Genomic DNA, 24,863 nt, shown 5'->3' on the forward strand with positions numbered 1-24,863 from the left:
ATGTTCGTCGACAGTCACGTCAATCTGCATGGCGAACAATTCGCCGAAGATCTCGACCAGGTTATCCAGCGTGCCCGCGATGCCGGGGTTGGTCGCATGATCACGATATGCTGCCAGCTATCTGATTTTGAAGCCGTTTCCGCGATCGCTGAGCGTCATGACGACATCTGGTGCACGATCGGAGCCCATCCGCACCACGCCAAGGACCGTCCGGACATCACCGCCGATGAACTGGTGGAGATTGCCCGTCACCCCAAAGTCGTCGGCATCGGTGAAACGGGACTCGATTTTCACTACGGATACTCCCCGAAAGAAGAGCAGTTTCAATCACTGGCCTCGCATGTCGAAGCTGCTCGCCGGACCGATTTGCCGTTGATCCTTCACACACGGGACGCCGATGAGGCGATGGCGGACCTGCTCGAGGAGGAAATGGGGAAGGGGGCATTTCGCCCGCTTTTGCATTGCTATACGGGCGGTTCGACGTTGGCGCGTCGCGCTTCGAAACTCGGTGCCTATTTCGCGGCGTCCGGCATCATCACCTTCAAGAAAGCCGAAGAGGTTCGCGCCGTCTTTCGCGATGACGTGGCCGACGACCGCGTCATTGTGGAGACAGATTGTCCTTATCTGGCGCCGGTTCCGCACCGCGGCCGCCGCTGTGAGCCATCCTTCCTGCCAGATGTCGCGCGAGGCCTGGCGACGGTCAAAGGCTGGACCGATGAGGAATGCGCGCAAATCACCACGCGGAACTTCTTCCGCCTGTTCGACAAGGTTCCGCAGCCGTGACCGGTGTCACCCGTTTGACCTTGTTGGGAACCGGGTCCTCCGGCGGAGTCCCCAGGGCCAATGGCGATTGGGGTGATTGCGATCCGGAAAATCCGAAGAACCGCCGTCGTCGCTGTTCGGCGCTGATCGAGCATGCGCAGTCGCAGGAGGCGCTGAATGACGGTGATGCCGTAACGCGCGTCGTGATTGATACATCGCCTGATTTTCGCGAACAGATGCTGGCCGCCGAAGTCCGGCGGATCGACGCTGTCCTGCTCACGCATGATCATGCTGACCAGACCCACGGAATTGATGATCTCAGGGCGTTTGCCTATCTCCAGCGGCAGCGGATACCGGTCTGGATGGATGATGCCACGCGGGAAACCCTGACGGTTCGCTTTGGCTACACCTTTGCGGCTCCGCCGGGATCGGGTTACCCGCCGATCCTTGATCAACGGGCGATACCGCAATTTGGTGACGCGATCAGGATCGATGGACCAGGCGGTTGTGTCGCCATCACGCCCTTCGACCAGGAGCATGGCCGAATCCGGTCAGTCGGCTTCCGGATTGGCGATCTGGCGTACTCGGCGGACATCAACGGTTTGCCGGACCACAGCGCCGAGATCCTGGCCGGTGTGACGTGCTGGGTCGTCGATGCGTTGCGGGATGAACCGCATCCAACTCACTACAATGTTGACGACGCGCTCGAAGCCATTGAGAGGGTCGGGGCCGTCAGCGGTGTTTTGACCAATCTCCACATCACGCTCGATCATGCCGAATTGTCCGCACGATTGCCGGACGGCGTCCGGGCGGGACATGACGGTCTTCAAATCATCGCGTCCGGCGACGGGGCGGTCGAGCTGTTCGGCTGAAACTGCTTGTTTTGGCGGATTGGCCCGACCCGTTCCCTTGTCTTGTCCGATCAATTTTATTTCTCATAATATTTATTATGCGCGAATCTGATGCGGTCAGTCGGCGATCTCGATGAGGCCCCCTCAAACCCGCCTATCCATTAAGTTCTTCAGTTTCAATTCGTTGCGATGCCCCCTTCAAGTATCATCACAATGCGAGTTTAGTTCGCGTGGTATGAGAGGCTCCGGATTTCTTCCTGCTTTAAGTATCGGAGCGCGCCTCCTGGTCCAAAAAATTGGATTATGGTCGCAGCGAATCCGTTTTACCGATCTCGTGGAGTTGTCATGTCTGTTCCGTCCGAAAATGCCGCCCCGATCGAGCGACTGCGCGCGATCATGGCGCAGCTCCGCAATCCTGATGGCGGCTGTCCGTGGGACCTTGAGCAGGATTTCCGAAGCATCGCGCCGTACACGATCGAGGAAGCCTATGAGGTCGCCGATGCGATCGAGCGCGACCGCTATGACGAGCTGAAGGACGAACTCGGCGACCTCTTGCTCCAGGTGATCTTTCACAGCCGGATGGCGGAAGAACAGGATCTGTTCGACTTCGATGATGTGGTCAGGTCGATCAATGACAAGATGATCCGGCGTCATCCCCACGTTTTCGGTGGGGCATCAACCCGCGATGCGGACACGCAGACAGTCGAGTGGGAAGCGATCAAGGCCGCTGAGCGAAAGGCGTCTGACAAGGGCGAGAGCCTGCTGGACGATGTCCCGGTCGCCCTGCCCGCCGTCAAACGCGCCCAGAAGCTTCAAAAACGCGCTGCGACGGTCGGTTTCGACTGGCCAACAGCCGAGCGCGTGCTCGAGAAAGTGGATGAAGAGCTGGCCGAGGTTCGCGAAGCCATGGCGGCTGGAGATCCGGAGGCTGTGGCCGAGGAGATTGGTGATCTCGTGTTTGTCTGCACCAATCTTGGACGCAAGATGAAAGTTGATGTCGAGGCAGCGACGCGCAGTGCCAACGCCAAATTCGAACGCCGGTTCAGACATATAGAGGACGCGCTCGCGTCCAGTGGACGCAAATTCGAGGATAGCTCGCTCGAGGAGATGGAAGCCTTGTGGACCGAAGCCAAGACGCTTGAAAAAGCGGGACGCGCCCCGGTCTGATCAGAAATCGTCCGGATCGTCGACCTCGCCAATCCCCTGCGGGATGGCAAGCTCGGGAAACTGGGACCGGAATCGACCCGCTTCGACGGGGTGAAGCCGGACCTGCATCGTTGTCGCGCCGGTTTCCGTATCGATATTGCTGGCGAGGACGTCACCATGAGCGTGCAACCAGGCCAATGCCCGCGCATCCTGCGGCGGTACATTGATCTCCAGGCGCTCATTTTCGCTCGACAGCGCCCGTTCAACGGCGTCGATCAGGATATCAACGCCCTGCCCGGTTACCGCGGAGACCGTCAGCTTGACCGGCTTTCCGGCTTTCAGATTGGCCATCTGGACGGTGATTGCGAGGTCTTCGGCGCCCTCCTCGTCCAACCGGTCCGACTTGTTCCAGGCCTCGATCATGGCCTGCTCGTGGGACGGACCGGCCTCGATCGCGTCCAGGACGCTTTCAACGTCCTGGATGCGGCCCTCACGGTCCGGATCTGACGCGTCGATGACATGGACCAGCAAGTCGGCCTCGCGGACTTCCTCGAGCGTGGCCCGGAAGGCGGCGATGAGCTCGGTCGGCAGGTCGGTTATGAAGCCGACCGTGTCAGACAATAGGATGCGCGTGCCACCAGGCAGGTCGACTGCCCTCACCGTCGGATCAAGCGTCGCGAACGGCATGTCCTGGGCGAACACGCCGGCGCCTGTCAACTTGTTGAACAGCGTAGACTTTCCGGCATTGGTGTAGCCAACGAGGGCGACCGTCGGAAACGGGACATCCTGGCGCTGGGAGCGATGCAGCGCCCTGGTCCGGCGGACTTCGTCGAGCTGGCGGCGCAGCTTGGACATTTTTTCGTTGAGCAGGCGGCGGTCGGTCTCGATCTGGGTCTCGCCCGGACCGGCCAGAAAGCCACCACCGCCGCGCTGACGCTCGAGGTGGGTCCAGGTTCGCACGAGTCGTGAGCGCTCATAGGCGAGCCGGGCGAGTTCGACCTGCAATACGCCTTCCTTGGTTCGTGCCCGCTGCCCGAAAATCTCCAGGATCAGACCGGTCCGGTCGATCACCTTCACATTCCAGGCTTTTTCCAGATTGCGTTGCTGGATCGGTGACAAGGAGGTGTCGACCACGGCGACATTGACCTCCAGCTCACCCATCAGCGCGCCCAGCTCGTCCAGCTTTCCGCGGCCGAAATAGCGACCGCTGTCGATCTTGCGGGTTTGCAGGATAAAGGCGTCCGCGACCTCAAGGTCGAGGGCCTCGGCCAGACCTGCCGCTTCCTCGAGACGTGCGTCAGCGCGGCTCAGTTCGGAACGACTGGCGGGATGAATGACAAGGGCGCGCGATACCGGCGCCTCGCGCTCGATCAATCGGTGGCGCTCTCTTCCGCTGCGTCGTCATCCGCCTTGTCATCTTCGAACAGCGAAACCGGCGCGGCCGGCATGATGGTCGAGATGGCATGTTTGTAGACGAGCTGGGACAGCCCGTCGCGGCGTAGCAGGACACAGAAATTGTCGAACCAGGTCACAACGCCCTGCAGCTTGACCCCGTTGACGAGGAAGATGGTCAGGGGCGTCTTGGTCTTACGCACAGAGTTCAGGAAGACATCCTGGAGATTTTGTTTTTTATCGTGCGACATGTTGGCTCCGCATGCGTCGCTTTGATCAGCGATTCGTCGGTAGGGTATACAGGCCCGGCCACGCCCTGCAACCTCTTCATTTTGCGTCGGAAGCTGGTCCGGGTACTCAGGCCTCCGAGAGGTAGGCCTGTCGCAGGGCCAGCGCGAGTGATCCCGGCTTGCCGTTGGCGATCGGGTGGTTGTCAATGGAGACAACCGGGGTGACAAAAGAGGTGGCGGAGGTCAGGAAGGCCTCACGCGCGTCAATCGCCTCCTGCGGCGTGAAGGAACGCTGTTCCACATCGAAGCCAAGTGTCTGTGCACACTGCAAAATTCTGGACCGCGTGATGCCGTGCAGGATGCCGTTATCGGCTTGCCTGGTAATCAGTTTGCCGGCTTTGGTGACGATCCAGGCATTGGTTGAGCTGCCTTCTGTGACATGGCCGGCGCCATCAACCAGCCAGGCCTCTGTCGCGCCCGCCTCGTGGGCGGCCTGCTTGGCGAGGACATTGGGCAACAGGTTGACGGTTTTGATATCACAGCGCGCCCAACGCTGGTCCGGAACGGTGATGACCGCGATTCCGTCCTCGGCACGAGCGTCTGCGGCGGTGAAATCGAGTCGCTTGCAGGTCAGCACGATGGTCGGTTCAATCGGATGTCTGGGAAAGGCATGATCGCGCTTCGCCTGCCCTCGGGAGACCTGGAGGTAGACAAGGCCGTCGCGCACCCGGTTACGGCGCAGCAGCTCCTTGATCACGCGCATCAGTGCCGCTCGCGAGCGTGGCATGGGGATACGCAACTCGCCGAGAGAGCGGGAAAGGCGTTGGAAATGGCCATCCGCGTCCAGCAGGACTCCGTTCCGCACACTCCAGACTTCATAGACCGCGTCGGCAAACTGGAAGCCGCGATCCTCGACATGGATGGTGGCGTCACCGTGCCGGCAATACTGACCGTTTACATAGGCATAGCGCATGATGGCTGGTTACTTCCTGATAAAGAGAGCCCAGACGGCCGCGACCGCCGCCAGGACCTCCAATCGCCCCAATATCATGGCCGAAATAAGAATGGGCTTCGACTGGTCGGGCATTTGGGTCCAGCTGGCCAGCGGCGCTGACTGGTCCAGCAAGGGGCCGATATTGGCCAGCGAGGCTGCCATCGCCAGAAACGCCGTTTCAAAGTCCAGCCCGGTAGCCGTCAGGGCCATGGTTCCAAATCCGATAGCCGCGACGAAGGCCAGGACGTAGGACCAGACGCCCACCAATGCGGACTCGCGAACTCGGCGGCCACGAAAACTGACCGGAACCACGCTACGGGGATCCGAGAGGACTGCCAGTTCCGCGCCCATGCGTTTCCACAGCAACAGGATCCGGGACACCTTGATCCCGCCGGTGGTGGATGCGGCCGAGCCGCCGATCAGGGCGACAAAGATGGTTGCTGCCAGAGCCGGGATCACGCCGCCGCCCGCCGAAAACCCGCTGGTCGAAACGATGAAGACGGCGTCGATCGCATCCGAGAACGGTGTGCCGGGACGTCCCAGGACAAAAAAAGCGGTCAGTCCGACGATCAGTGCGCCAATCCCGGCGATGTCGGGGTCCCGGAACACTGACCGATCCCGCAGCACGTCCCAGAACAATGCGATATTCAGTGAACCGATCAGGCAACCCACGACGATCCAGAGCGTGGAAATCGGTCCGACGGTCTCGAGCAGACCGCCATCGGTCACCGTGTAGCCACTGGTCGAAATCGCACTCATCGACAGGACAGTTGACGCGAACAGTCCGTTGCCGGCGAACAGGAGTCCAAGCCAGATCAGCGAGGTGAGTGTCGCGTAGATGATCCCGACCCGTCTGGCCGCCAGGGGCAGGTGGGAAAACACATCGTCGGACTGAAGGGTCAAAAGCGCCGATTTGCGGATTGCCGGCACGTCCCGGTCCAGTGCCGCAAAAATGCCAATGGCCAGTAGCAGAGTCGCGTATCCGCCCAGCCAGGCGAGGCTGGCACGCCAGAAGATCAATGAGCGCGGCAGGTCATCGGCCCGCAGCAGGGTCGCGCCGGTCGTTGTAACGGCGGAATAAGCTTCGAACACAGCATCCATGGGGTCGAAATAGCCGGTCAGCCAGAATGGCATCGCGGCCATTGCCGGCGCCGTGATCCAGGACAGCAGGGCGAGGCCGAGCGCGTCCAGGGCACTCGCCTTCGAGCGCAAGCTCCGGGTGGCGGCGAGAATGAATATGCCCGGAATGAAGGCGACAAGAGCCGTTGTACCGAATAAAGGCGCCAGATGGGGCTCACCGAGCGCGGCCGCGACCAGGGCGGCGATCAAGGCGACGCCGGCCAGAAGGACCCACAAGGCGCCAAGCGGCCGGAGGAAGGCGACAGGCGTCATCGATCAGAAGTATTCAAGACTGACCCGGAAGAGGTGTTCCACCTTCGGTATCAGAGCGGTGTTGCAGAATAACAGGACGCGATCATTCTCCCGAATGCGACCCTCGTCGCAGGGCAGGATCACCTTGTCCCCACGCACCACCGCACCCAGAGCGACACCATCGGGCAGCTCCAGTTCATCGAGCGTCTTGCCGACCAGCGGCGATGTGGAAAGCGCGATACCCTCCAGGGCTTCGGCCTGCCCGCCCCCCAGGCTTTGCAACCCGGTGATGCGGCCACGGCGTATGTGCTGGAGGATCGTGGAGACCGTGGTGGCCCGGGGATCGATCAGGACATCGATGCCCAAGGCATCCCGCAGGCCTTCAAAGCCACGGTCATTGATCAGCGAAAGCGCGCGTTCCGCCCCTTCCCGCTTGGCCATGACCGCGGACAGCATGTTGACCTTGTCGTCATTGGTCACGCAGACGACGAGCTCCGCCTCGCGGACGCCAGCCTCGTGCATCAATTTGGCATCGAGCCCGTCACCATGCAGGACAACCGTCTTCTTCAGGCTTTCAGCGGCGGCCTCCGCCCGGGCCTTGTCGGCCTCGATCAGGCGCACCTTGACCCCGCCAGCGCGTTCCAGCGCCCGTGCGACATAGACACCGATATTGCCGGCTCCGACCACGACAACGCGACGGATCTGCTCCGAGCTCCGCCCGAAAATATCGAGGATACGCCGGACCTGCCGGCTCTCGGTGACGACATAGACGTCATCCCCGGCCAGCAGCGGATCATGCATTTTCGGTATGAAGAGCGTCTGTTCGCGCTGGACACCCACCACGGCCAGTCTCAGGTCAGGAAACAACTCCATCACCTGCTCGGTTGTCGAGCCGGCGACCGGCGAATTCTCGTCGAGCCGCAGGCCCAGCAGCTGGACCCGCCCGCCGGAGAACACTGCGGTATTGAAAGCGCCCGGCGTCTCGACCCTTTGCAGGATGGCGCGTCCGACCTCGAGTTCCGGTGAAATCACGACATCGACCGGCATGTTTCCGGTCGAAAAGAGGTCGCCCCAGGCCGGATCAAGATAGTTCTGCGCCCTCACCCGCGCGATCCGGGTCGGCGTGTGGAACAGCGAATGGGCGACCTGGCAGGCGACCATGTTGGTCTCGTCCGAATGCGTCACCGCGACCAGCAGGTCAGCCTGCCGCGCGCCGGCGCGTTCCAGCACGTCTGGATGCGAGCCGTGGCCGACAACGCCCTGAACGTCGAGATCGGTCACAACATTGTCGATCAGCTCGGTCGACCAGTCGACGACCGTGACCGCATTGCCCTCGCGTGCCAATGCGCGTGCGATTCCGACGCCGACCTGCCCTGCTCCGCAGACTATCGCTTTCATCTTCGATCCATCCGTTCAGCGTTAGGCGGCGCCTTCGCGTTGGGGACTGCCGACCCCTAGCGATTTGAGTTTGCGATGCAGGGCGGAGCGTTCCATTCCGATGAAGGCCGCCGTGCGCGAGATATTGCCACCGAACCGGTCAATCTGTGCCTTCAGATATTCACGCTCGAAGTTTTCACGCGCTTCGCGCAAGGACAAGGCAATCATTTTCTCGGCATCATAGCCAACATCCTGATTATCGCGGGTCACCACTTCAGACGGCAGGGAGTCCAGCGTAATCGGCTCGTCCAGAGCGCCGGTGGCAAGAATCAGCAAGCGCTCGATATTGTTACGCAATTGCCGGACATTGCCGGGCCAGCCATGGGCCTGGAGCGCCGCCATCACGTCTTCACCAAACTTGCGACGCGGCAATCCGGCCGAGGCTGTCAGGCGCTCGACAAAGTGTGCGACCAGCGGCGGAATATCCTCACGGCGGTCAGCCAGTGGTGGCACCTGAACGGGAACAACAGCGAGGCGATGGTAGAGGTCCTCCCGGAACAGCCCTCCCTGGATCCGGCTTGCCAGATCCTGGGCCGTCGATGAAATCACCCGGACATTGACCTGGACATCGGCTGCCCCGCCGATCCGGCGAAAGCGCTGTTCCACCAGCAAGCGCAAGAGCTTGCTCTGGGTATCGCGTGGCATATCGGCGATTTCGTCGAGATAGAGGGTGCCGCCATGCGCCCGCTCGAGCAGGCCGATATGCTTGACGCTGCCATCCTCGTTTTCGCGACCGAACAACTCCTCCTCGACACCATCCGGCGACATGCCCGGCGCGCTGACGGCCACAAAGTCGGCCTGTGCCCGCGGTGAACTCTCATGGATGAGGCGGGCGACCAGCTCCTTGCCGGCGCCCGATGGGCCACGAATGAGGACCCGGCTGTTGGTCGGGGCGACGCGGTCAATCAATTGGCGGACCTGCACAATTCCGCTCGATTCGCCGATCAGGGAGCTTTGCGCCTCGCTCCTTGCGCGCAATTGCGCGTTTTCCTGGCGCAGGCGGCTGGTCTCCAGGGCACGGGTCACGGTCAAAAGCAGCTTGTCGCTCTTGAATGGCTTTTCGAGGAAGTCATAGGCACCCTTGCGGATCGCCGCGACCGCCGTCTCGATCGTGCCATGACCCGAAATCACGATGACCGGCATGTTGGCGTCGATCGACCGGAACTCGTCCAGCAACTCGATCCCGTCCAGGCGGCTGCCTTGCAGCCACACGTCGAGGATCACCAACGATGGCTTGCGGGCCCGGATTTCGGCCAATGCCCCATCCGCGTCGGCGGCTTCCCGGGTCTCGTATCCATCGTCTTCCAGCAAGCCGCCGATCAACTCACGGATATCCGCCTCATCATCCACGATCAGTATGTCGCGAGCCATTGATCAGGCCTCCTGTATGCTTTGAAGTTCTTGGTCTGTTGGTTCTGCGAGCGGGAAGATCAATCGGACCACCGCTCCGGTGCCGGTCGCCGGCAGGTCCAGTTCGAGCCGGCCCTTGTGGTCTTCCATCACCCGCTTGACGATGGCGAGGCCAAGGCCGGTGCCTTTTTCCCGCGTCGTCATATAGGGCTCGGTCAGGCGCTCCCGGTTCGGCGTCGGCCATCCCAGGCCATTATCCGTCACCTGGATGACGGCAAACCCGTCCTGCTCGGTCAGCTGGACAGAAATCTGACCACTCTCACCGTCTTTTTCCATCCGGCTTTCAACGCTTTCCGACGCATTCTTGAGGATGTTGGCAAGCGCTTGGCCGGACAGGCGGGAGTCGCACAGTCCGAGGACCGGATGCTCGGGCTTGTCAAAGGTCACCTCGATCGCCGCGGAAGCCACGCGGCGGGCGAACACTGCCGACTTGGTCAGTTCGCCAAGCTCGACCACTTCCACTTTCGGCTGCGGCATGCGGGCGAATGACGAGAATTCGTCCACCATGCGACCGATATCACTGACCTGCCGGATGATGGTTTCAGTGCAGCGGTCAAAGGTCTCAAGATCGCTGGATATCTCCGCCCGGTACTTGCGCTTGATCCGCTCTGCGGACAGTTGGATCGGTGTCAGTGGGTTCTTGATCTCGTGCGCGATCCGGCGTGCGACTTCGCGCCAGGCGGCATTGCGCTGCGCGGTGACCAGACGGGTGACATCGTCGAATGTGATGACCAATCCGGCTTCTTCGTCCATCGACGCGCGCGCGGTGATGTAGCGGATCTGCTCGTCGGGGGTCTCCAGGTCGATCTGCGCTTCGGCGACGGCACCGGGACGTCGCCGCGCATCGGCAACAAGGCCATTGAGCGCCGGGGTGATGTCGTCCAGCTTGGCGCCGATCCGATCTTCCGAGCCGGGTGACAACATGCCGATGGCCGAGCGATTGATCAGCGTCACCCGGTCATCCCGATCCAGACCGATAACGCCAGCGCGCACGCCTGCCAGGATGGCCTCGATGAAAGCGCGCCTCTGTTCACTTTCGGCATGACTCTCGATCAGCTCGCGCCGCTGGCTGCGCAACTGCCGGGTCATCCGGTTGAAAGCCCGGGCCAGGGCAGCGATCTCGTCATCATCCCGGCCCATCTGCACTCGGGCTTCAAGATCGCCGCGCCGCACACGCTCGGCAGCCGCGACGAGACGGGAGATCGGCGTGACGACGCGGGTCGCGGCGCTCAGCCCAAGCCAGACCGAGCCGATCAGGATCAGCGACGCGACTTCAAAATAAAGCAGGAAAAATGTCTGGCGGATCGAGCTTTCCTGTTCATCGGCCCGGCGCAACGCCACGCGAGCCTCTTCCATTTGCCGGAACAGGTCGACATTCATCGGAATGGAGGCATAGAGATAGGCGTCTTCATAGGCTGTCAGCTGGGTCAGCAAGCGGACAACATCGGTTCCGACCGGGGAAAACTCCGGTGTCGACACCGCGACCCCGCCCTCACCTTCATCGGCCAGCTCATAGAGCCGTGTTGACGGCGCGACATAGGGCTCATTTTCCTGGAACCGTGTGCGTGCCAACAAGTTGCCACGTCCATCGACGACATAGGCCGCCGAGAAGCTCTGCTGCGCGGCAAGGGCGCTCAGGCCCCAGACATACTGGATGCGGCTGGCGCTGAAGGCTTCAACCGCGTCGGGCTGGTTCAGGGCCTCAACCATTGTGCTCAAGCGGTTGCCGGCCGCGTGCGTTTCTCGCTCATAGATTTCGCCGGCAACAATGGCGGTGCCGTCGACCACGGTGGCGATGCGCTCACCGAACCAGTAATCGACGCCGCGATTGAGGACTGCGCCGAGGAACAGAGCCGCAAGAACGGCCGGCGCCGCGGCGGCCAGGGAAAAAAGCGCGACGAAGCGCAGGTGTAGACGTGGCGTCGGTTCACCGAAACGGCGTGCCCGTACCCGCCGGACAAACCGCACGATGACAACGCACGCCAGTCCTGCGATCAGGACAGCATTGCCGATCAGCATCGCCATGGCGGTGCGATCGCTCAGGCGCATCAGGCCATTATCACCCAGCAGCCCGGTTGCGGCGATAGTCAGGAATATCGCGGACGCGACAAAGCCAATCCCGAACAGCGCCGCAGAGCGCGGGGAGATGTTGCGGATCAATGGCTTCGTGTCGGCGTTCGGCAAGTGTGATCTCGCGTGTTGCAGAAGCGCATCATTACTCTGTTGTTGCACACAATCAACACCCGTGCCGCACAGGTCACATGTCGTCGTTGTCAGGATCCAGTTCTGCCAACCGGCGTGCCAGTGTATTCCGGTTCAGCCCGAGCAGGTCTGCAGCCCGCGAACGATTGCCGCTGCAGCGGTCGAGCGCTTGCCTGAACAACGCCGTGTCGACCGCGTTGAGCGCAACCGTTCGAGCATTGTCAAAGCCAAGCGACAGGGCGGCGATGGCATTGGCGTGGACATCGAGTGATTCCCGGGTGTCACCGGCATCCGCCATGATGGCCGCCATCACGTCGTCCAGCCCGGCCACCCGGCCGCGAGTCGCCAGTGATATCCGAGACAGGACCGAACGGAGCTCCACGACATTGCCGGTCCAGGCGGAACCTTCCAGATACTTCACCGCATCCTTGTCGAGCCGGACGCGGTCCTGATTGTCACGACGCGCGAACTGGCCGAGGAAGGCGTCGCACAAAGCCGGAATGTCGCTGCGCCTCTCACGCAGTGGCGGGACCGCGATGACGCACTCTGACAAACGTCCGAGCAGTCGCGGATCCAGGCCCACATCGGGCGATTGGGAGGCCGTGGCGATCACCCGCCCGACACCGGCGTCCAGTGCGTCCCGGGCCGCACGCTGTTGCCCGGAACTCCATTCCTCCAAGCGCAACCACACGACCTGCTTGGCGGACTGGGTCGATCCGAATATCTCGGCGACGGGGTTGGACGGTGTGATCACGACTGCATCGTCAGACGAAATCCCGCGCGCCCGCAACAACGCCTCGGCGGCCTGGCGCTTGCCGACACCGGGCTCTCCCATGATCATGACGTGGGCCTGGCTGGTCGCTGCCCGGGCAATGGCCTTGAACGCCGATTGCATGGCCGTCGACTGGCCGATGAAGCCCGTCGGCTCCTCCGATGTCTTGCGGCTGCCGGTCCTGGCCTCCTCGCCCAGGGCGGCGGCGACAGCGGCGATCATGTCGTCGAGGTCAAATGGCTTGGGCAGGTATTCGAAGACCCCGCCCTTTGCGGCGTTGATGGCCGTCGACGCGGTCGCCTGGGCGCTCATGACAATGACCGGCATTTGTGGCCGCAGGCGTGAAACAAGGCCGAGGTTTTCGAGGAAATTGGTGCCGTCCAACAGGACATCGGCAAGCAGCAGATCGCCCTCACCATTGCGAATCCACGACAAGGCGGTGTCCGGCGAAGCCGTGGCCCGGACCTGGTATCCCGCCGACCCGAGCGCGCGGGACAGGATCAGTTTCAGGCTTTCATCATCTTCAAGCAACAGGATGCGGGCGGTCACGGCATGTCCTTCGTGGAAATCGGCAGGCGGATATTGAATGTGGTCGAGCCCGGGCGGCTCTCGAAGTCGATCTGGCCATCATGCAAGGCGGCGATACGGGCAGCGAAAGCCAGACCCAACCCCTCGCCTGCCGGCTTGGTTGTCACGAAGGGCGTGAAAATGCCCGGACCAAGCGCTTCGGGAATGCCCGGACCATTGTCGCGAACCGACAGGACCAGGGGCGTCGGATGCCCGCTGGACCGGCTTTTGGGGCCGGCATCGAACCGGGTTTCCACAATAATCGCGGCGGCGCTGTCTGATCGGACGGCATCATGGGCGTTTTGCAGCAGGTTCAGGACAGCCTGCATCAACAGGTCCGGATCGCCATCAATGGTTGGCAAGGACGGGTCGAAGTTTTCGCGCAGCACGCCCACCGTGTCCGGATCCGCACGATTGAGGCTTTCCATCGCGCTGACGGCCAGCAGGTTGAGGTTTATCTCGGACCTGTCACCCAGGCGAATATCGCCGACCCGGCTCCAATGATCGGCAAGCCGGGTGATCCGGTCGACATCCTGGATGATCAGCCGGGCCAGGTCGCGGGCTCCATCGATCTCGTTTTCACGCCGGATCAGCTGCGCGGCTCCACGAACGCTGGCGAGCGGGTTTTTCAACTCGTGTGCGAGCATGCGGCCGAAACCGAGCGCCGGCGCTTCGGACGCCTTCGCTCCCATGGACTGATGTGGCAGGACGGACAGGACCAGTTGATCATGTTGGTCCGACCAGCGGGCGTGTACATCATAGGGACCTGTCCCGCCGAGCATGCGCCCGAGCGCAACCAGTGTACGGCGGGCGCCGCAGGCCTGATCGATAATGTCGGCCAGGTGCGAACAGGTGGCCGACAGACCACCGAACCGCCCCTTGCGCATGTGCCGGATCGACAGCCCCAACCATTCCTCGGCCCGGGTATTGGCCCATTCACACTGCGCGCCGGCGGAAAAAACCAGTATCGGGATCGCAGCCTGGTCGGCGCCCAAGCTGGCCGGGCTGGGTGCGCTGACCGTCGTCATGCGACCAACCGGCCCTTGAGATTGCGCAGGGCGTTGAGCGCGGCGTGCACATCGCGCGGCACATCCGACCGGCACAGGCTGGCCCGCTGGGCGCGAACCCAGTCAACATCCTCGCTGACGCACTCGACATCGCAAAAACTGGCGAAATGCTTGCGCATCATGCGGATACCCAGTCCTTCGCCATAGTGCACAAGACTGTCCTCGAACTGCTGGCCCAGCGCGTCGATCTTGTCGTTCCAGGGCGTTTCGACCGATGGCTGTCCCAGTAGTTCGCGGCCAATCTCGCCCAGCAGCCAGGGCCGCCCCTGGGCGGCGCGGCCGACCATGACAGCCGCCGCTCCGGACTGGCTCAACGCTGTGCGGGCATCGGCGGTGGTGTGAATATCGCCATTGACGATGACCGGCAGGTCGACGGCCTCGACCACCTTTCGCACGGCAGCCCAATCGGCCTCACCCTTGTAGAATTGCTGCCGGGTCCGCCCATGCACGGTGAACAGTTTCACACCGGCATCGCGGGCCCGTCTGGCGAGGTCGGGCGCGTTGAGACTGGCATGGTCCCAGCCGAGCCGCATCTTCAAGGTGACCGGCTTGCTGGTCGCGCCGACGGTGGCTTCGATCAGGGTCAGGGCGTGGTCGAGATCGCGCATCAGGGCCGAGCCGGACAGGCCCTTTGTTACCTGGCGAGCCGGGCAACCCATATTGATATCAATGATTTCTGCGCCTGCATCCTCGGCAATCCGGGCCCCTTCCGACATCCAGTGGGCCTGCCGTCCGGCGAGCTGGATAACGCAAGGCTTCAACGAGGCGTCGAGTGCCGCCTTGCGGATCATGTCGCGGCGACCGGCGGCCAGCGCGTCCGAAGCGACCATTTCGGAGACCACCATGCCGGCTCCGAAACGCTGCGCCTGGCGCCGGAACGGCAAGTCTGTCACACCCGACATCGGCGCCAGGACCGTCGGTATTTCAATGGCGTGGCTGTCGATTGAAAAGCGCATGCGGCTGGACAAATCCTCGGTGTGCGTCGTAAGGCCAAAGGCTAGCGATTATGCTGCGCTGCGGCAATGCACGAGGCCTGTTGATGAAGATCGGTGCTGTGATTGTGGCCGCCGGACGCGGTGAGCGGGCCGGTGGCGGGGTGCCCAAACAGTATCGGCGACTGGGTGGCTTCTTCATTCTCACCCATACGCTTCTTCGTCTGCTTCATCGTGAGGTGTTCGACAGCATCATCGTGGTGGTCAATCCGGCCGATGCCGACCACATCGCCGCCGTTGAGACCGAACTCGGCATTAAATTGGACACAGTGCCCGGCGGCGCGACCCGGACCGCCTCGGTCCGCGCCGGTCTGGACCGGGCCCGTGATCTGTGTCTCGACGCGGTGATGATCCATGATGCGGCCCGGCCATTCCTCGGCGACGCGCTGATCGACCGTCTCGTGAAGGCCCTCGACGAGCATCCGGCCGTGATCCCGGCCCTGCCGGTTGCCGATGCCCTGTTTCGTGGCGAAGACGTGACCATGGGTGAGCCGGTCTCCCGCGATGGTCTCTACGCCGCTCAAACGCCGCAAGCCTTCCATCTCGCGCCGTTACTCAAAGCCTATGCGCAACTGGGTGACACTGCCCTGCCCGATGATGCCGCGGTGATCCGCGCGGCGGGGGGTGAGGTGGCGCTGGTGGCCGGTGAGGCGGAGAATTTCAAACTCACCACGCCGGAGGATTTCATCCGCGCAGAAAGACAGATCATGAGCGAGACGATCACCGTCACTGGCCAGGGCTATGACGTACACCGGCTCGAGCCCGCCGACGTGATGTGGCTGTGCGGGATCGAGATCCGGGCCGGGCTGGGCCTTGTCGGGCATTCCGACGCCGATGCCGGCTTGCATGCGCTTACCGACGCCATACTGGGCGCGGCAGGCGCGGGCGATATCGGTCAGCATTTCCCGCCTTCGGATCCGCAATGGAAGGGCGCAGCGTCAGACGCCTTCCTCTTGCACGCCATCAAACTCCTGCAAGCCGCGGGCGGCGAGCTCGTCCATGCCGACATCACCCTGATCGCCGAACGGCCCAAGATCGGCCCCCATCGCGACGCCATGCGGGCACGGGTCGCGGAGCTGACCGGCCTGCCGGAGGCGCGAGTCAATATAAAGGCGACCACGACGGAAAAACTCGGCTTTACGGGGCGCGGCGAAGGCCTGGCTGCCCAGGCCATTGTGACAGCGAGACTGACATCATGATGTTCAACCACGCCCTGATCGAGCAGGCCGAAACCCTGATTGACCGCGCCCGCACCGCCGGCGTGATGGTCGCCACAGCGGAAAGCTGCACCGGCGGGCTGGTCGCCGGCCTTTTGACCGAAATCCCCGGCTCGTCAGACGTGGTCGACCGCGGATTCGTCACCTATTCCGACGCAGCCAAGACCGAGATGCTGGGCATTCCGGCGCGGGTGATCACGGCCAATGGCGCGGTCTCCAGCGAAGTCGCCCGGCGGATGGCCGATGAAGCCCTTTTGCGCTCGAACGCCGACATCGCCGTCTCGATCACCGGCATTGCCGGACCGGGTGGCTCCGAGCACAAACCGGCTGGCCTGGTGCATTTCGGCCTCGCCTGCCGCGACAAGCCGACCCGTACCGAGGTCTGCCGCTTCGGCGACCGGGGCCGTGACGCGGTCCGCCTGGCCAGCGTGGCCATGGCGCTGGACCTGCTAGCCGATGGCGTTGATCTCTTCGGCTAGGTCGAGGGCGGGATCACCGCAGGTTTGATAGCGACGCTCGGCCTCGGCCGAGAATTTCCCGATCAGGACCCGGCCGGCACGCTCGCGATTGCTCTCCAGCAGCATTTGCAGGATGGCATTCTTAAAGGCAGCACGGATCGAAAAATCGACCAGGCAGGACCCGTCGGTCAGGGCGTGAAAGCGCCAATGGTTTTCCAGCACCCGGAAGGGCCCGGCGACAAAGCCGACATCGATCCGCCGCTCGGCCCGGTCGGCCTCGACCCTGGAGGTGAAACGCTCGGTGACGAATTTATAGCGCACGCGCGCTTCGGCGGTCATGTCCAGCCGTTCACCATCCCGGTCTTCGCGGATCACCCGCATGGCCGTGATCTGGGGGATGAATTCGGGGTAGCGACGGACATCGCTGACCAGGTCATAAAGATCATCGGCGGCATGAAAGAGGCGCAGGCGTTCGCGGACTTCAACAACCATCTTAGCCCCCTGCCCCTGATCCTGCCCGCCGGGTCTAACCGCGTGCCATCATCTGCTCACGCGCCGCGCGCAGCTTGGCGAAATCATCACCGGCATGGTGGCTCGAGCGGGTCAGCGGCGTCGCCGAGACCATCAGGAAACCCTTGGCGCGGGCGATCGTCTCATAGGCCTTGAACTCGTCAGGGTGCACGAAGCGGTCAACGGCGGCATGCTTGCGGGTCGGCTGCAGATACTGGCCGATGGTGAGAAAATCGATGCCGGCAGAACGCATATCGTCCATCACCTGCATGACTTCTTCCTTGCTCTCGCCCAGCCCGACCATGATGCCCGACTTGGTGAATTGCGCCGGATCGCGATCCTTCACGCTCTCCAGCAATCGCAGGGAATGGAAATAGCGCGCGCCCGGGCGGATCGACAGATACAAGCGCGGCACGGTTTCCAGATTGTGGTTGAACACGTCCGGCCTGGCATCGATCACGGCTTCGGCGGCGCCCGGCTTGCGCAGGAAGTCCGGCGTGAGAATTTCAATCGTCGTGGTCGGCGTCGCGGCGCGGATCGCCTCGATCACATCAACAAAATGCTGCGCCCCTCCATCATCGAGATCATCCCGGTCCACCGAGGTGATCACGACATGATTGAGCCCCATCTGGGCGACGGCCTCGGCCACACGGCGCGGCTCGTCGGTATCGACGGCTGCCGGCAGGCCGGTCTTGACGTTACAGAAGGAACAGGCCCGGGTGCAGGTATCGCCCAGGATCATGAACGTGGCGTGCTTTTGCTCCCAGCATTCACCAATATTGGGACAGCCCGCCTCCTCGCACACCGTCACCAGACCGCCATCCTTGACGATTTTCTGGGTCTCGGAAAACGTCTTGCCCAGCGGCGCCTTGACCCGGATCCAGTCCGGCTTGCGAAGCACCGGCGTATCCGCCCGCTTCTGCTTCTCCGGATGGCGAGCCGCACGCGCGTCAGAGGCAGCGGAACGGGTGGTATTGTCAATCAGATTGGCCATGGGGGCGATGTATGATGCGGGGCGCGATGTGGCAAGGTTTTGGGGCTGTGGTGGGGTGCAAAGCTGCCGGGCACCACCTACTCCAAGTGGAAATCACAAGACATTAAAAATATTGGCAATAATTTGTTAGAAGTAGACCAATTAGATTGCAAATCATATGCGAATTAATATAGACTAATTCGCGCTCTATTCACTACTATCCTCATCATTTAACAAAATGTGAAGCGCATTCTGATTGTTTTTATTCTGGACTTTATCCAAGGCGAGCTCATCTATAATCCTCATGTATTCCGATAAGCCATTTATATTCGAATTAGGGTCAAAATCAGGGAATCTACTCGTCGCGTTCGAATTTATCGAATTAGATATTGCGCGAGTATCGCGCGCGATCTGCTGAACCGAATTCTCAAGGAACTCCATTCTTACCTGCATCTGCTCATCGCCCTCAAACTGCCGAGGGAGCGCTGGGTCAATAGCTAGAAGGTCCACCAAGGAATTACCTAGGATCTCCTCTTGAGAATCTTTCGCCGTGGAAATTAGTGCCTCTCTAATTTCTTGCTGAGCTCGTAGAACTCCAGAATGCCGCAGTGATGCTGGATAATCTAAAATTCGAATGCCGCTGATGTCGAAGGGACGCCTAGTTTTATCATCTTTGATCAGGACAACAGGTTTTCCAAATGCCTGTCGCAAGCCAAGCTCGAACATTACATTGGGATTTAGAGTGCTTAGGTCACAGACTGCCATCTCAGCATGTAGAAGGCGCCTCAGGATATCGAGGTGAATCATGTTGGTGTTTTTTACGTGATCCGCCCGAAGTGGTCGGTAAAGGCCTTTACAAGCAGGTTCAATAACGCCGTCGAACACTTCCTTAAAATGGTTCTCGCCGTAACCTTCAGGCGTCGATATCGGAGTGATTATGAAGCACTCAGCCTGTGAAACTCCTTCCTTTGATTCTCCGGACGTATCAGAAGGCTCCGACTTGGTTGAATTTGTTGGTTTCTTCTTGCTAGCCATAAGAGCGACCAATCCACTTTAAGATGTTTAGGCAATGAGCACTCCACATCGTATCGAAGTCAATACCTCTCGATAAAGTGCGGAAATATGCGCTTACCTAGAGCAAACTCGCCAGCGAACTGCTCGCTAATCAAGAAGTGTTAGATGGGAGTGGTAATGGTACGGAGGGTGCCTACACACGCCATTTTCCGCGCTGAGCGCACCCCACCCCTTAAACCCCATGCCAGCCAGCGGGCCGTATCCGTTTCTTCAGGTCAAGGGCGCCGCAGGCGCCGCTTCGCGGGCTTGCCCCTTGAGCTGAAGAAACGGATACGGCGATCTCCCGGCAATGGGTTTATGGCCCGGAGCGCGCTCGGCGCGCTTGTTTTATGTCTGGGAGGTGCGCGCTTGGCGCGCTTGATTGACGAGCTGTGGGATCGCCAGGCTCGCCTCCCCATTTTTCCCGGACGCGCCTCGGCGCGATCCGGGATCTGCCGGAAACGCTTTGCTTGAAGGGTCGCTCGGTGGGTCCCGGGTCTTCGCCCGGGAAAAATGAATGGGGGATGGGCGCCGCACTTTCCGATCCGCGATGCTGCCTTCCTTCTCCCTGGGGAGAAGGTGTCGCGGAGCGACGGATGAGGGGGATCAACACCCAGGCACCGGGATGTCCCCCACACCCGGCCTTCGGCCACCCTCTCCCAAGGGAGAGGGAATCCAAACCAGCCTTGCCTTGCCGGGCGCAACGCGCTCTTTAGAGACCGGCCTTTCGGCCCGGGGGGGAAGCATGATCCTGCGTCGTCTTGCCATTGCCCTGCGCAAGCAGGACTGGTTCACCGTGGTGATCGAAACGCTGATCGTGGTGTTCGGCGTGTTTATCGGTCTGCAGGTCAATAACTGGAATGAGGCGCGGCAGGAGCGGATCGAGACGCACAGCCTGCTGGAGCGGCTGGAGCGTGATTTCGAGCAGCAATTGGCGCTGACCGAGAGCGGGATCGCGCGGCAATTGCTGTATCTGGAGGTCACGGAGCGCTTGATCACCGGTATCCGTGCCGGCCAGCTCGATGAGGACTTCCTTGCCTCCGACCTCGCCCTGGTGGATTCCATCGGCAGCATGCCGGCGCCGTCCGCCGCGTTCGAGGAATTGGTCTCGACGGGCCGGATGCGCCTGATCAGAAACGCGGCCTTGCGCGACGAACTCTACAGATATGACAGCTATACCGGATTCCTGCATCTCCAGTTCTCGCAAGTCGCCGAGCCGGTGGCCGAACTGAGCCGGGTCATCATCCGCGCGAAAACACTGGAACTGACCGGGCAACCCTCACAGAGGTTCGAACAGCTTGGCCGGGTTGAGGCGATCGATCACGCGGTTCTGCTGGAAGATCCGGACATCATGGATGCGCTGCAGAGTGCCTATATCACCCAGGACAACACACACCTCATCCTGATAGCCCTGCGGGCGCGGATCGAGGGAATTCTCGACCTTCTGGCCGAGGAGCGCGGAGAACCGCACCCCTAGTCCGAAACCGGGCCAAGTGGCGATGTCGCCACCCTCTGCAGGCACTGCCAAAATGGTGCTCCTGAATGGTCAGATTGTGCCCGTGCAAGCTTGCACCACAACACAAACCCCCTAACCTCACCGCACCTTATTGTTTGTGTTGGGGATTCGGATATGACGCAGTTTCTTGGAACAACCAGAGAGGCGTCACGGCCCCTGCATTTGATCGGCTTTCATGTGGCTGGCGACGGGACCCGTCTTTATGACCGGGTGGCGCTGGTGATTGATGGGGACGGCCGGGTCTCCGGCTCGGTTGAGCGCATCGCCGAGCGCGACGGGGTGGCCCAGCCGGCCGAAGCGCGCGGCATGGTGATGGGCGACCGGCTCGCCCTGATGCTGGAATTTGACGGTCCGGCGACGGGCAGTGCGGCCGGCGTGATGCTCGATCTGGGACCGGCGCCCTGCCTGTACGGAGAGGCGCTGGGCGGGCGTGTCGCCGGTCCGGGCGGTACCGATGCCCTGCCCTATGTCATGGCGCACGCGCCGGCGGTGCGCCTCGACCGCTCACCGACCCATGGCTGGGGCAGCGTGCTGGAACAGGCCGTGGCGCGCGGTGAGGTCTTGCTGGGCATTGATGGTCCGGTCGGCGCCGAGCAGACGCCCTACTCCTTCCGAACCGATGACAATCGCCATGTCGAACCGACCGGCTACGGCCATTTCGTCAATCATGCCTGCGAGCCCAGTTGCGAGATCGTCTATGACCTGGAAACCGCCCTGCCGACCCTGGTCGCCCTGCGCGATCTGGCCGCCGGTGAAGAGGTGACGTTCGATTATACCCGCACCGAAGGCGCATTGGCCGGGTCTTTCGAGTGCCGCTGTCCGGCCCTGGTGCACAAGGTCTAGGCGGCTGCCCAGGGTCTGGCTGGCCCTAATCGGAAAAGCGGATCCGGACCGGGGCGCGTCGTCCCGGTCCCTGCATGGCTGTGCGGACCGCCGAGTTGAAGCGCAGGTTTGTCATCATGACCTGGTCGTCGAAGGTTTCGGCGAGCAGATCATTGTCGACAATGAAACTGGCCTGCTGCGCCGGGATGGCGGCGGAGAAATAGATCCAGGCAAACTCGCCATCGACCTCGGCACCGACATAGCTGAGCGCCAGGAGCTCGCCGTCCGTGTCGGCCATGCGGAAGGTCTCGCCGGCATAGGTCCCGGCCGCCTCCAGGCCTTCCGGTGTGGCCAGGAAGGTGGCGGCATCGAGCTCGGTCCGGTCCAGCGCTTCCATCAGGTCATGACCATAGATGCGGTGGATGATTTCCAGCTCTTGCGTGCGCTCATTGACGGCAATCTCGGTGACGCCGGCATGCATGCGATGAGCGAGGGTCGGGGCTGTCACCAGGGACAGCCCCGCCAGTGCGGTCAGGAAAGTGGAACGGAGGCGCATGGGGTTGATCCGTTCTCCTGAAGCCTATTCCGGTCGCGTGCGGACGCTGTCACGGGTCACGCGCTGGTCCATGTCATCCATCATGCTCGACGGGTTCGAGCTGGAACGATAGAGCTCCAGACGCGTCGGCTCGATGCGCGGCGGATAGTAATTATCCGTGCGATCGGCATCGGCGGTCTCGCGCAGCGGGTCGAGCTCGACCGAGACGACCTGGCGATCCGTGACATAGGTCCAGGTCACATTGCGCGGATTGTAACGCCAGACCTCGGCCGGGATGCGGACCAGATCGGTCGTGCCGTCGGCAAAGGTGAATTCCAGGATGATCGGCATGACCACCCCGCCCTCATTGGTGAAGTCGAGATAATAGACGCGTGTCCCGCTGGCGAGAATCTCCGCTTCCCAGTCCTCGACCTCGCCCTGGAAGCGCTCATAGGCTTCGCGTTCCCGCTCGGTGACCGTGAACGGGTCATTGCGTGAATAGAATTCCCGGACCTCCGGATTGCGATCAGCATAGGTCACGATGCCCTCCGCCGCATTGCGCTGCGGGGTGAGGTTTTCGCGGAATTCGGTGTCGTCAGCCCGTTCCAGCAGGCTCTCGATGGCCGGATCCTCGGTGTTGAACGTGCCTTCGATCACCCGGTCGAGCGAGATGTCGACATGGTCAGTGGAGTAGAACCAGCCACGCCAGAACCAGTCCAGATCAACGCCGGACACTTCTTCCATGGTGCGGAAGAAATCATAGGGCGTCGGACGCCGGAAACGCCAGCGCTCGGAATAGGCCCGGAAGGCATCGTCGAACAGCTCGCGGCCCAGCACGGTCTCGCGCAGTACGACCAGCGCCGTGGCCGGCTTGCCATAGGCATTGGAGCCGAATTGCAGGATTGAATCCGACTGGGTCATGATCGGCATCTGGCTGCTGGACGCCATATAGTCGGCAATCAGGTCCGGATCGCCGCGACGAGAGCGAAAGCCCTCCTCCCACTGCTGCTCGGCCTGGAATTGCAGGAAGGTGTTGATGCCCTCATCCATCCAGGTCCACTGGCGCTCATCGGTATTCACCACCATCGGGAAATAGATGTGGCCGATCTCGTGGATGATCACGCCGATCAGGCCGCGCTTGGCCCTTTCCGAGTAGCTCAGATTGCCGTCATCATCGACCATCGGACGGCCATAGGAGCCGCCATTGAAGGTGATCATCGGGTATTCCATCCCGCCCTGGGGACCGGCGATCGATTGCGCGACCGGATAGGGATAGGGGAAGGAGAAATCCGAATAGACGTCCAGCGTGTGCTCGACGGCGCGGGTCGAGAAGGTCGACCAGAGCGGCTCGCTTTCATTGGGATAAAACGACATCGCCATGACGAGATCAGGCGCCTGGCCCATCCCGTCCTGCTCCACGCCTACCGCGTCCCAGATGAATTTGCGTGAACCGGCCCAGGCGAAATCGCGGACATTCTCGGCCCGGAACTCCCAGGTCGCCATCGACCGGGTACCGCGACGCTCATTGGCGCGGGCTTCGGCCGGGGTGACGATAAAGACCGGTTCGTCAGACGTGCGGGCCTCTTCCAGACGCTCACGCTGCGGTTCGGTCAGGACCTCGTCGGGGTTCTGCAGAACACCGGTCGCCGAGACGATGAAGTCCTGTGGCACCCGGATCGAGACGTCGTAATCGCCGAATTCGAGCGCGAACTCACCGCGGCCCAGAAAGGCCTTGTTGTGCCAGCCCTCATAGTCGGAGAACACAGCGGCGCGAGGGAACCATTGGGCGATCTGGTAGATGCAGTCGGCCCCGGTATCCTCGGTTTCCTCAAAGCATTCCCAACCGGCGCGCCCGCCGATGACCTGGCTCTCGACGAGGCGGTAATCCCACTCGATCGTGAAGGTGACGCTGTCGCCGGTTTCCAGATCCTCATCCAGATCGAGACGCAAAAGCGTGTCGACAATGGTGAAGTCCATCGGCTCGCCATCGGCATCGGTGACGCCAGTGATATTGAAACCGTAACCATCCTCATTGAGCATCTGGCGACGCCGCAGCGAGCTGGCAGAAATCCCTTCCGGCATCGACTCGCCAACGCGGCCCGATGCGCGTCCGCCACCGCCGACTGTCTCGGTCATTACGGCAATGGAATCGGGACGGAAGCGGTTCTGGTCGAGCAGGAACCACAGGAAGTCCAGCGTGTCCGGCGCGTTATTCGTGTAGGTGACCGTCTCGGTCCCGAAGAGCTGCTTGGCCTCTTCATCGAGCCGGATATCGATGTCGTAATCGACCTGCTGTTGCCAGTAATCCGGACCCGGCGCGCCGGTGGCGCGGCGTTCGCGGTTCGGCGACGGCCAGTCCTCATCCTCTAGTTGGCGGAAAGCGTCCTGCCAGTCATTGACGGTCTGTTGGATGGGCTGGGCGACCGCGACATTGAAGGTCGCGGTCGCTGCTGCCAGGGCGAAAATGGTGAGAGTGCGCATGATGTCCCCGTTACCCCGTTGTCTGGGCTGTATTCGAGGAAAGATTTAGCGCGCACCTCTGGGCGGGTCACCCCTGTCTTACCGCATTGTCATGATGCGACCCGC

22 protein-coding genes are annotated in these 24,863 nt (G+C 61.9%); 7 read left to right on the forward strand and 15 right to left on the reverse strand.

Annotated features, from left to right (window positions below; translation table 11 throughout):
* The 3 genes from ACN0X9_RS05605 to mazG all read left to right on the forward strand — a co-directional run bounded on the left by ACN0X9_RS05605 (position 1) and on the right by mazG (position 2,780).
* Positions 1 to 783 carry a TatD family hydrolase gene (locus ACN0X9_RS05605; RefSeq protein ID WP_417486634.1) on the forward strand — a complete coding sequence of 261 codons (783 nt, stop codon included), beginning with the start codon at positions 1 to 3 and terminating at the stop codon, positions 781 to 783.
* Positions 780 to 1,634 (forward strand): MBL fold metallo-hydrolase, encoded by an 855-nt coding sequence (locus ACN0X9_RS05610; RefSeq protein ID WP_417486635.1) that lies wholly within the window; start codon positions 780 to 782, stop codon positions 1,632 to 1,634. Before ACN0X9_RS05605 ends, ACN0X9_RS05610 begins: the two co-directional genes overlap by 4 nt.
* Before the next feature lie 324 nt (positions 1,635 to 1,958).
* The gene (mazG, locus tag ACN0X9_RS05615) at positions 1,959 to 2,780 is read left to right on the forward strand and encodes a nucleoside triphosphate pyrophosphohydrolase (RefSeq protein WP_417486636.1); all 822 of its coding nucleotides are present in this window, start codon (positions 1,959 to 1,961) and stop codon (positions 2,778 to 2,780) included.
* On the opposite strand, the gene hflX is transcribed toward mazG, so the two are convergent.
* From hflX to ACN0X9_RS05665, 10 genes are all read right to left on the reverse strand, one after another.
* Entirely contained in the window at positions 2,781 to 4,133 is a 1,353-nt protein-coding gene (gene hflX, locus ACN0X9_RS05620) for a GTPase HflX (RefSeq protein ID WP_417486637.1), read from the reverse strand. It lies immediately after the preceding gene.
* On the reverse strand, positions 4,130 to 4,402 hold the full coding sequence (gene hfq / locus ACN0X9_RS05625) for an RNA chaperone Hfq (protein WP_011643387.1): 273 nt from the start codon (positions 4,400 to 4,402) through the stop codon (positions 4,130 to 4,132). Before hfq ends, hflX begins: the two co-directional genes overlap by 4 nt.
* A 106-nt stretch (positions 4,403 to 4,508) precedes the next feature.
* Positions 4,509 to 5,357 (reverse strand): D-amino-acid transaminase, encoded by an 849-nt coding sequence (locus ACN0X9_RS05630; RefSeq protein WP_417486699.1) that lies wholly within the window; start codon positions 5,355 to 5,357, stop codon positions 4,509 to 4,511.
* 6 nt (positions 5,358 to 5,363) lie between these two features.
* A complete protein-coding gene (locus ACN0X9_RS05635; protein ID WP_417486638.1) occupies positions 5,364 to 6,767 on the reverse strand; it encodes a TrkH family potassium uptake protein in 1,404 nt (467 codons plus the stop codon).
* Positions 6,768 to 6,770: 3 nt separating this feature from the next.
* Positions 6,771 to 8,144 (reverse strand): Trk system potassium transporter TrkA, encoded by a 1,374-nt coding sequence (gene trkA, locus ACN0X9_RS05640; protein WP_417486639.1) that lies wholly within the window; start codon positions 8,142 to 8,144, stop codon positions 6,771 to 6,773.
* A 21-nt stretch (positions 8,145 to 8,165) separates the two neighbouring features.
* Positions 8,166 to 9,554, reverse strand: a complete 1,389-nt coding sequence (locus tag ACN0X9_RS05645; RefSeq protein ID WP_417486640.1) for a sigma-54-dependent transcriptional regulator — start codon at positions 9,552 to 9,554, stop codon at positions 8,166 to 8,168.
* Positions 9,555 to 9,557: 3 nt separating this feature from the next.
* The gene (locus tag ACN0X9_RS05650; protein WP_417486641.1) at positions 9,558 to 11,777 is read right to left on the reverse strand and encodes an ATP-binding protein; all 2,220 of its coding nucleotides are present in this window, start codon (positions 11,775 to 11,777) and stop codon (positions 9,558 to 9,560) included.
* Positions 11,778 to 11,850: 73 nt separating this feature from the next.
* Entirely contained in the window at positions 11,851 to 13,116 is a 1,266-nt protein-coding gene (locus ACN0X9_RS05655) for a sigma-54-dependent transcriptional regulator (protein WP_417486642.1), read from the reverse strand.
* Entirely contained in the window at positions 13,113 to 14,162 is a 1,050-nt protein-coding gene (locus ACN0X9_RS05660) for a two-component system sensor histidine kinase NtrB (protein WP_417486643.1), read from the reverse strand. The genes ACN0X9_RS05655 and ACN0X9_RS05660 overlap by 4 nt, the downstream gene beginning before the upstream one ends.
* The gene (locus ACN0X9_RS05665; RefSeq protein ID WP_417486700.1) at positions 14,159 to 15,103 is read right to left on the reverse strand and encodes a tRNA dihydrouridine synthase; all 945 of its coding nucleotides are present in this window, start codon (positions 15,101 to 15,103) and stop codon (positions 14,159 to 14,161) included. Before ACN0X9_RS05665 ends, ACN0X9_RS05660 begins: the two co-directional genes overlap by 4 nt.
* 134 nt (positions 15,104 to 15,237) lie before the next feature.
* Here ACN0X9_RS05665 and ACN0X9_RS05670 point away from each other — a divergent pair, with 134 nt between their 5' ends.
* Together ACN0X9_RS05670 and ACN0X9_RS05675 are read left to right on the forward strand one after the other, a co-directional pair.
* Positions 15,238 to 16,392 carry a bifunctional 2-C-methyl-D-erythritol 4-phosphate cytidylyltransferase/2-C-methyl-D-erythritol 2,4-cyclodiphosphate synthase gene (locus tag ACN0X9_RS05670; protein ID WP_417486701.1) on the forward strand — a complete coding sequence of 385 codons (1,155 nt, stop codon included), beginning with the start codon at positions 15,238 to 15,240 and terminating at the stop codon, positions 16,390 to 16,392.
* A complete protein-coding gene (locus ACN0X9_RS05675; protein WP_417486644.1) occupies positions 16,389 to 16,889 on the forward strand; it encodes a CinA family protein in 501 nt (166 codons plus the stop codon). The genes ACN0X9_RS05670 and ACN0X9_RS05675 overlap by 4 nt, the downstream gene beginning before the upstream one ends.
* On the opposite strand, the gene ACN0X9_RS05680 is transcribed toward ACN0X9_RS05675, so the two are convergent.
* From ACN0X9_RS05680 to ACN0X9_RS05690, 3 genes are all read right to left on the reverse strand, one after another.
* A complete protein-coding gene (locus tag ACN0X9_RS05680) occupies positions 16,860 to 17,360 on the reverse strand; it encodes a type II toxin-antitoxin system RatA family toxin (RefSeq protein WP_417486645.1) in 501 nt (166 codons plus the stop codon). The genes ACN0X9_RS05675 and ACN0X9_RS05680 overlap by 30 nt on opposite strands.
* A gap of 34 nt (positions 17,361 to 17,394) precedes the next feature.
* Positions 17,395 to 18,381, reverse strand: coding sequence for a lipoyl synthase (gene lipA, locus ACN0X9_RS05685; protein WP_417486702.1), 987 nt, complete (start codon positions 18,379 to 18,381; stop codon positions 17,395 to 17,397).
* Between the two features lie 177 nt (positions 18,382 to 18,558).
* A complete protein-coding gene (locus ACN0X9_RS05690; RefSeq protein WP_417486646.1) occupies positions 18,559 to 19,386 on the reverse strand; it encodes a hypothetical protein in 828 nt (275 codons plus the stop codon).
* Between the two features lie 763 nt (positions 19,387 to 20,149).
* On the opposite strand from ACN0X9_RS05690, the gene ACN0X9_RS05695 reads away from it, so the two are divergent.
* Entirely contained in the window at positions 20,150 to 20,881 is a 732-nt protein-coding gene (locus ACN0X9_RS05695; RefSeq protein WP_417486647.1) for a hypothetical protein, read from the forward strand.
* 153 nt (positions 20,882 to 21,034) lie between these two features.
* A complete protein-coding gene (locus ACN0X9_RS05700) occupies positions 21,035 to 21,763 on the forward strand; it encodes an SET domain-containing protein-lysine N-methyltransferase (protein ID WP_417486648.1) in 729 nt (242 codons plus the stop codon).
* 25 nt (positions 21,764 to 21,788) lie between these two features.
* On the opposite strand, the gene ACN0X9_RS05705 is transcribed toward ACN0X9_RS05700, so the two are convergent.
* Positions 21,789 to 22,298 (reverse strand): DUF6702 family protein, encoded by a 510-nt coding sequence (locus ACN0X9_RS05705; protein ID WP_417486649.1) that lies wholly within the window; start codon positions 22,296 to 22,298, stop codon positions 21,789 to 21,791.
* A 24-nt stretch (positions 22,299 to 22,322) separates the two neighbouring features.
* Complete coding sequence (locus ACN0X9_RS05710) at positions 22,323 to 24,758, reverse strand: M1 family metallopeptidase (RefSeq protein ID WP_417486650.1); 2,436 nt, start codon at positions 24,756 to 24,758, stop codon at positions 22,323 to 22,325.
* Positions 24,759 to 24,863 lie beyond the last annotated feature (105 nt).

The sequence above is a fragment of the Maricaulis sp. genome, assembly GCF_048268525.1.
GTDB lineage: Bacteria > Pseudomonadota > Alphaproteobacteria > Caulobacterales > Maricaulaceae > Maricaulis.

What these genes read in the sequence shown, in the direction of transcription:
- ACN0X9_RS05605 (WP_417486634.1), top strand. Translation starts at nt 1, where the DNA reads ATGTTCGTCGACAGTCACGTCAATCTGCATGGCGAACAATTCGCCGAA.
- mazG (WP_417486636.1), top strand. Translation starts at nt 1,959, where the DNA reads ATGTCTGTTCCGTCCGAAAATGCCGCCCCGATCGAGCGACTGCGCGCG.
- hfq (WP_011643387.1), bottom strand. Translation starts at nt 4,402, where the DNA reads ATGTCGCACGATAAAAAACAAAATCTCCAGGATGTCTTCCTGAACTCT.
- ACN0X9_RS05635 (WP_417486638.1), bottom strand. Translation starts at nt 6,767, where the DNA reads ATGACGCCTGTCGCCTTCCTCCGGCCGCTTGGCGCCTTGTGGGTCCTT.
- trkA (WP_417486639.1), bottom strand. Translation starts at nt 8,144, where the DNA reads ATGAAAGCGATAGTCTGCGGAGCAGGGCAGGTCGGCGTCGGAATCGCA.
- ACN0X9_RS05645 (WP_417486640.1), bottom strand. Translation starts at nt 9,554, where the DNA reads ATGGCTCGCGACATACTGATCGTGGATGATGAGGCGGATATCCGTGAG.
- ACN0X9_RS05660 (WP_417486643.1), bottom strand. Translation starts at nt 14,162, where the DNA reads ATGACGACGGTCAGCGCACCCAGCCCGGCCAGCTTGGGCGCCGACCAG.
- ACN0X9_RS05665 (WP_417486700.1), bottom strand. Translation starts at nt 15,103, where the DNA reads ATGTCGGGTGTGACAGACTTGCCGTTCCGGCGCCAGGCGCAGCGTTTC.
- ACN0X9_RS05675 (WP_417486644.1), top strand. Translation starts at nt 16,389, where the DNA reads ATGATGTTCAACCACGCCCTGATCGAGCAGGCCGAAACCCTGATTGAC.
- ACN0X9_RS05680 (WP_417486645.1), bottom strand. Translation starts at nt 17,360, where the DNA reads ATGGTTGTTGAAGTCCGCGAACGCCTGCGCCTCTTTCATGCCGCCGAT.
- ACN0X9_RS05690 (WP_417486646.1), bottom strand. Translation starts at nt 19,386, where the DNA reads ATGGCTAGCAAGAAGAAACCAACAAATTCAACCAAGTCGGAGCCTTCT.
- ACN0X9_RS05695 (WP_417486647.1), top strand. Translation starts at nt 20,150, where the DNA reads ATGATCCTGCGTCGTCTTGCCATTGCCCTGCGCAAGCAGGACTGGTTC.
- ACN0X9_RS05700 (WP_417486648.1), top strand. Translation starts at nt 21,035, where the DNA reads ATGACGCAGTTTCTTGGAACAACCAGAGAGGCGTCACGGCCCCTGCAT.
- ACN0X9_RS05705 (WP_417486649.1), bottom strand. Translation starts at nt 22,298, where the DNA reads ATGCGCCTCCGTTCCACTTTCCTGACCGCACTGGCGGGGCTGTCCCTG.
- ACN0X9_RS05710 (WP_417486650.1), bottom strand. Translation starts at nt 24,758, where the DNA reads ATGCGCACTCTCACCATTTTCGCCCTGGCAGCAGCGACCGCGACCTTC.